Annotated in this window: 5 protein-coding genes; 2 read left to right on the forward strand and 3 right to left on the reverse strand. The window is 63.8% G+C overall.

Features of this window, described 5'->3' with window-relative positions; genetic code table 11:
- Positions 1–169: 169 nt before the first annotated feature.
- Positions 170–655, forward strand: a complete 486-nt coding sequence (locus K8V11_RS00570) for an MmpS family transport accessory protein (RefSeq protein WP_369693014.1) — start codon at positions 170–172, stop codon at positions 653–655.
- 345 nt (positions 656–1,000) lie between these two features.
- Here the strand turns inward: K8V11_RS00570 and K8V11_RS00575 are convergent, their stop codons facing one another.
- The 3 genes from K8V11_RS00575 to K8V11_RS00585 are packed head-to-tail and all read right to left on the reverse strand — an operon-like array spanning position 1,001 to position 4,567.
- Positions 1,001–2,416, reverse strand: a complete 1,416-nt coding sequence (locus K8V11_RS00575; RefSeq protein ID WP_303910216.1) for an L-serine ammonia-lyase — start codon at positions 2,414–2,416, stop codon at positions 1,001–1,003.
- 59 nt (positions 2,417–2,475) lie between these two features.
- Entirely contained in the window at positions 2,476–3,366 is an 891-nt protein-coding gene (locus K8V11_RS00580; protein ID WP_369693013.1) for an effector binding domain-containing protein, read from the reverse strand.
- A 55-nt stretch (positions 3,367–3,421) separates the two neighbouring features.
- On the reverse strand, positions 3,422–4,567 hold the full coding sequence (locus K8V11_RS00585) for an alpha/beta hydrolase (protein WP_303910218.1): 1,146 nt from the start codon (positions 4,565–4,567) through the stop codon (positions 3,422–3,424).
- Positions 4,568–4,859: 292 nt separating this feature from the next.
- On the opposite strand from K8V11_RS00585, the gene K8V11_RS00590 reads away from it, so the two are divergent.
- The gene (locus tag K8V11_RS00590) at positions 4,860–6,233 is read left to right on the forward strand and encodes a PhoH family protein (protein WP_303910220.1); all 1,374 of its coding nucleotides are present in this window, start codon (positions 4,860–4,862) and stop codon (positions 6,231–6,233) included.
- Positions 6,234–6,450 lie beyond the last annotated feature (217 nt).

Raw genomic sequence — 6,450 nt, forward strand, 5'->3', positions numbered from 1 at the left:
CCTCGGCCAGGTGCTCGTGATACATCCGGACCGCCCGCTCGCGGGTCTCGGCGTCGAACTTTCGTGGTGCTGCCATGGGTTCCAGTCTTCCTTGTTAGATCGGAACCCTCCGACAGATCCAGGGAGGTTCAACCCGAACCAGCCGCAACCGTGGCAAGGTCAGCCCTACATGCAGCAACAGTCGCCAGATAAGAAGCGCGGTGGATGCCTCAAGTGGTTCGCAATCATCGCAGTTGCGTTCATCGCGCTCATCATTGTGGTGGCCGCTGTGAGCGGCGGGAGCAACGATTCATCAATCGAGTCGCAGGACGGCCAAGCGGGCGTGTCGGAAGCACGTGAAGCGGGCCAACCAGATTCCAAGGCCACCACGGTTCGCTATGAGGTTGAAACCTCTGATGGATCCAACGTGTCAGTTACCTATGCAAACGCTGGAGATGGAGTTGCCACAGCCCAAGACAACGCAACTACCTCGCCCTGGTCGCATGAAATCACGGTCGGCGAGCACGAAATGCTGAACGTGAACGTTCTCGCCCAGCAAGATGGGTCGAGCGATGTCACGTGCCGGATTTTCGTCAATGGAGAAGAGGTCACCACGAACACCTCGAGCGGACCGTACTCGATCGCGACGTGCAATTTTTCCGATTTCCTTAGGTAGAAAAGCCACGAGAGAAAATATAACTACAAGCTCGTGTTCCTCTGACTGTTAGCGCAGTATTCCGCCGCCTACACGTTTGGCCGCAAAGTCGAAGGAATCAAAAGCTCGAATCTCGGTTTCGAGAGGTACAGACGTGCCCTTCGGTCTGCTCAGCTTTTGCGACCGAGGGCACGCTTACCTGGAGCTCTCCACGAACCGCGTGGGTTCGATTCCCGCCGCAGACTCGAATGCAACGGTGGCCCCGCCATTCCCCTGGGGAATGGCGGGGCGTTGTTAGGTAATCGACCCGTACGGCGTTGCTAGACCAAAAGCTGAAAGTGCACGTAGGTGCCATTTACATTCTGCCTAGCATTCGGGGACGTTGACGGCGAGGCCTCCGAGCGAGGTCTCCTTGTACTTGTCCATCATGTCGAGTCCGGTCTGCCGCATCGTCTCGATCGCCGTGTCGAGCGAGACTCGGTGCTCACCCGACCCCTTGAGCGCGAGGACAGATGCGTTGACCGCCTTCACCGCGCCGACCGCGTTGCGTTCGATGCACGGAATCTGCACAAGGCCTCCGACCGGATCGCAGGTGAGGCCGAGGTTGTGCTCGATCCCGATCTCGGCGGCATTCTCGACCTGCGCCGGCGTTCCGCCCATGATCTCGGTGAGACCCGCTGCTGCCATGGCACAAGCGGAGCCGACTTCACCCTGACAGCCGAGTTCCGCGCCGGAGATCGACGCACGTTCCTTGATGAGGGTGCCGATGCCGCCGGCGGCAAGCAGGAAGCGTACGGCCAATGCCGATTCGGTGTCCTCGTCACGTTCTTCGTCGGTATCGAGAAGTTTCCATGCGCACTCGAAGGCCCAGTGCAGCACGGCAGGCACGATGCCGGCCGCTCCGTTGGTCGGCGCCGTGACGACCCTGTGTCCCGCCGCATTTTCCTCGTTGACTGCGATGGCCGCTGCGTTGAGTGTGTCCATCGTTCGTGTCACCGAGTCAACGGAGCCCAACTGCTGCGAAAGCGCGGCCGCGCGGCGCGGAACGTCGAGACCGCCTGGCAGTGTCCCGCGTTCGGTGAACCCCGCTGCGATGCAGTCGCGCATGGCATGCCACACCTCGACCAGGTGCTTCTCCGCGATGCCTTCGCCGCTTATGGCGGCCTCGTTTCCGCTGACAAGCTCGGCGACCGTGCACTCAGCATCTTCGCACGCTGCGAGCAAATCATCAGCACACCCGTAGCTGCGGAAGCCGGCGGGATGTGAGTGGCCGCCTTCTGTGTCCTCTACAGATGTCGCGGAGTTGGAAGATCCTGCAGGATTGTCGAATTCCACAAAGCCCCCGCCGACTGAGAAGAAGCGGCGCTCGAGAACTTCGCTGCCGTCCGGAGCAAAAGCACGCAGCTCGACAGTGTTGGGATGGCGGAATTCCTTGCGGTCGGTGCGGAAGGTAACGGCGACGTCATCCAGCGGCAGTGTTGTTGTGCCGCCGACGAGCGTGATCGCCTGGCAGGAGCCGTCCGCTAGCGCCCTCACGTGTGCGGGGTCGACGGTCTTGGGTTCGGCCCCTTCGAGCCCTGCGAGTATCGCGCCCGGCGTGCCGTGCCCGCGTCCGGTGGCAGAGAGCGAGCCGAACAGATCGATCTCAATGCGAGCGACGGAGCCGGCGTGCTGGTCGGAGAGTTCACGGGCGAAGAGGGCCGCGCCGAGCATCGGGCCGACCGTGTGCGATGACGACGGCCCGATGCCGATGGAGAACATCTCGACGACGCTGATAGCCATGGCTCCATGATGGCACCCTCATGCCGACCAAGTCGGACGATTTGCTGATCGATCGAGGGTCAGTTCGCACGTTCGATGGGTAGCCAAAGCTCGCCGCGGCACGTGTCTGCATCGAGGTATTCGACCTTGAGTAGCTCCGGCCCTCGTGCCCAGAGGTAGGGGTTCGCCGGAAACCATTCGGTCGCCGCATCTGCCCACAACTGCTGTAGAGCTTCCGGAAAGGTTCCTTGGGTCTCGAACACCACCCACGTGCCCGCAGGCACATCCATGGTCTCGAATTCCTCGGGAACCGGGTCTGTGGTGACAACGGCGTGCCAATAATCGAGCATCGTGCCCTCGGCGCGCGGATCGTCGATATTGATACTTACGGCGAGCGGTCCACTCGGTTCGCCATGCGAGAGCGAATGCAGCCGATCGGTCGTCTGCTTGTCGAGACTCTTCTCGAAGTCCTCGATGGCAGTATTTGCGCCCGTATGTACCAGCGGCACCCGGGTCGAAAAGCCTGCCAGCCGGAACGATTCGGATTCAACTATTCGGTAATCCACGTGTGTACTCCCTTCTACGTGCAGGTGGAATCTCAATTGGGGTTGGGAGCGAAGCCGCGCGCCGGGGCGGCGAGCCTGCGAAGGCGCAACCCCGTGCAGGGCTTTGAATGCCCGCGAGAACGTCTCCGAGGATCCGTAACCGAAGTCGACGGCAACCTCGAGCACTCCGCGCCCGTCGAGAATCTGTCCGGTGGCGACGCTCAGCCGGCGGCGCCGAATGTACTCTGACACCGGCATCCCCGCGAGCGTCGCGAACATCCTGCGGAAGTGGTACTCCGACGTCATCGTGATTGCTGCGAGAGCCTCGCCGGACAGTTCGCCCGTCAAATGCTTCTCGATGTAGTCGATGGCCTCGTTCCATTCGCGCATGGCTTCCTCCAATCCGAGGTCCACGCTAGGCAGCACGGCGCGTCTCATTCCCGACTTTTCGTGCCCGAAACGGACGGTTGTAAGGCAGCCGTCAGAATCCGAGCCCCATGCGCATCGCGCCGATCGCCTCGTCGACAGCTGAGCGAGCCGCTGCATTGATGCCTACGGAGTTCGCGAATGGATGCACGATCGTTTCGTGACGACGGAGGGATACGTGCACCCCGGCCTCCCGCAGCCTGTGGGCATACGCCTCGCCCTGATCGCGGAGCGGGTCGAATCCCGCAACTGCCACGTGGGCCGGCGGTAAAGCGGTGAGGTCCTTGGCGAGCAACGGTGAGGCGTAGGGATCGGTGATGAACTCATCGTTGGGGAGGTAGGCCCCGGTGAAGTACTTGATGTGCTCGGCGGTGAGATAGGGACCTTCGGCAAAGGTCGCGAAGGACGCGGTACCGCCGCCGTCGGGCTCCGCGGTGGTGACGGGAACGAACAGCATCTGGAAGGCGGGGCCTTTATCGCCGGCATCGCGCAGCCGCAGACACGTCGCAGCAGTGAGGTTGCCGCCCGCGCTGTCGCCGGCGACAGCGATGCGCTCCGGATCGATGCCGAGATCCGCGGCGTGAACGCGCGCCCACCGGAATCCGGCAACACAATCGTCGAGCGGGGTCGGGTAGGGGAATTCCGGAGCCAGACGGTAGTCGATCGACAACACCGCGACCTGGCCGCGCGTGGCGAAGTACCGGCAGGTGATGTCGTGGGAATCGAGAGTGCCCGCGCCGAAACCGCCACCGTGGATATAGATGAGCAAGGGAAGCGGTTCGTCGTTCAGGGTCGGCCGGTATAGGCGTGCGCCGATATGCGCGGCCGGGGCCGCGTCGGTGGCCGGCACGGGGATAGACAGATCGCGGACGTACTCGACCGGGATGTTCGGGCCCGAGGTGTAATACGCGGCGGCCACGGTCTTCTTGCGGGCCTCGGGCAGCGTCTCGTCGGAAAGCGGCTGGTCGCCGAAGATGTCGATGATTTTATCACCCAGCTGGAACGCAGGATCCAGGCGCGCACCGTCGGCGACCGTCGCGGGGCGGGCGAGGACGGACGTGGCCGAGGTGGGCACGAGCCCGACGACTCCGAACGCTGCTCGACGGGCACGATCGGCGGCATTCGGCGTCCAGCCGACCGAGCGGGTCGGGCCATCTTCCGGAAGCGACTGGACTATCGAGGACGGCAGCGAAAACGTCATGAGCTCTCCTACGGTGTCGGGCTATGCAATGAATACTAGTCGCGTCTCGAAGGTCGACCGGCGGCGCTGAAGTGTCCGGTGATGTTGGTGTGGCGAGGCGCCTCGTCACGGTCGGTGAAAGTTCACGACACGTTAACTCACAGTCATGTGATTCTCACCCGCGCTCCGTAGCGTGGCCCTTGTAAGACGCCACCAACGGCGACTTGCGGATCGGCCCGAGAACGTTCGGACCGCACCAGAGGTAATCCGACACCAACGACGCCCTGGGGCGCCCCGGGGCGAGGAGATTCCCGTGGCACAGACCATTCGTACTTACGTCCTCGACACTTCGGTGTTGCTCTCCGATCCGTGGGCGATCAGCAGATTCGCCGAACACGAGGTCGTCTTGCCCATCGCCGTCATCGGCGAGCTCGAGGGCAAACGCCACCACCCGGAACTCGGCTACTTTGCGCGAGAAGCCCTCCGTCAGCTGGAGGAATTCCGCTCCCGCTACGGCCGGTTGGACGGAGACATCGAGGTCACCCCCGAGGGCGGCACCCTGCGCGTGGAACTCAATCACACCGACCAGAGGGTTCTTCCCTCCGGATTCCGCGACACCGGGAACGATTCGCGCATCCTCGCCTGCGCGCTCAACCTTCGTGCCGACGGTGCCGACACCGTCCTCGTCTCCAAGGACATCCCGCTCCGCGTCAAGGCCGGCGCCGTCGGACTCGATGCCGAGGAGTATCGCGCCCAGGACGTCATGCTCACCGGGTACACCGGAACCGCGGAGCTCGGCGCCTCGTCGGAGGATATCGACGCGCTCTTCGGGACCGGTTCCCTCGACCACGCCGCCACCCGCGCCTTGTTCAACGCCAATGACGTCGCAGATCTGCCCATTCATTGCGGCCTCAAGCTCCAGGCCGGATCGTCGAGCGCGATGGCCCGTGTCGCACAGGGCGGCAGCCTCCGCCTCGTCAAGGGGGACCGGGACATCTTCGGCCTTCGTGGACGCTCGTTCGAGCAGCGCCTCGCCCTCGATCTGCTTACCGATCCGGAGGTTGGCATCGTTTCGCTCGGCGGACGCGCCGGCACCGGCAAGTCCGCGCTCGCGCTATGCGCCGGGCTTGAGGCCGTGCTCGAGCGCCGCGAGCAGCGACGCATCGTCGTCTTCCGCCCGCTCTACGCGGTGGGCGGCCAGGAACTCGGCTACCTCCCGGGCTCCGAGGCCGAGAAGATGAGCCCGTGGTCGCAGGCCGTCTTCGACACGCTCGAAGGCCTGGTGTCCGAGAACGTCATCGACGAGGTCATGGACCGCGACATCCTCGAAGTCCTCCCGCTGACCCACATTCGCGGCCGTTCCCTCCACGACTCCTTCGTCATCGTCGACGAGGCACAGTCGCTCGAACGCAACGTGCTGCTCACTGTGCTCTCGCGCCTCGGCTCGGGTTCTCGCGTCGCACTCACCCACGACGTCGCCCAGCGCGACAACCTGCGAGTCGGTCGCCACGACGGCATCGGAGCGGTCATCGAGAAGCTCAAGGGCAACAAGCTCTTCGCCCACGTCACTCTCACGCGTTCGGAACGTTCGCCGATCGCGGAGCTCGTCACCGAGATGCTCGCCGAGTTCACGCCGGGGCAGCCCGAAGGAGGGAAGGCGCCCGCCAGCGTCGCTCGTTCGGCTTAGGGGCCGAGCCTCGCCCGTATAGCGCGCCCTCGCGCGAAAAGTACATGTCCGGCCGGATTCACCACAGCAGGACGCGGTGAATCCGGCCGGACGTGTGTGCATAGGTGCCGCACGACGAGCGTTCTTCGTTGATCGGGGTTCTCGGCCGCTCCGGGAGCACTAGGCTGGGCTGCATTGTCGAGCCGGGGACAGTACCGGCAGGGGAGGAAGGCAGACG

The organism is Dietzia timorensis, assembly GCF_020742175.1.
Taxonomy (GTDB): domain Bacteria; phylum Actinomycetota; class Actinomycetes; order Mycobacteriales; family Mycobacteriaceae; genus Dietzia; species Dietzia timorensis_A.

Bases quoted from the DNA above. Each gene is read 5' to 3' on its own strand.
- K8V11_RS00570 (WP_369693014.1), top strand. From the start codon at position 170: ATGCAGCAACAGTCGCCAGATAAGAAGCGCGGTGGATGCCTCAAGTGG.
- K8V11_RS00575 (WP_303910216.1), bottom strand. From the start codon at position 2,416: ATGGCTATCAGCGTCGTCGAGATGTTCTCCATCGGCATCGGGCCGTCG.
- K8V11_RS00585 (WP_303910218.1), bottom strand. From the start codon at position 4,567: ATGACGTTTTCGCTGCCGTCCTCGATAGTCCAGTCGCTTCCGGAAGAT.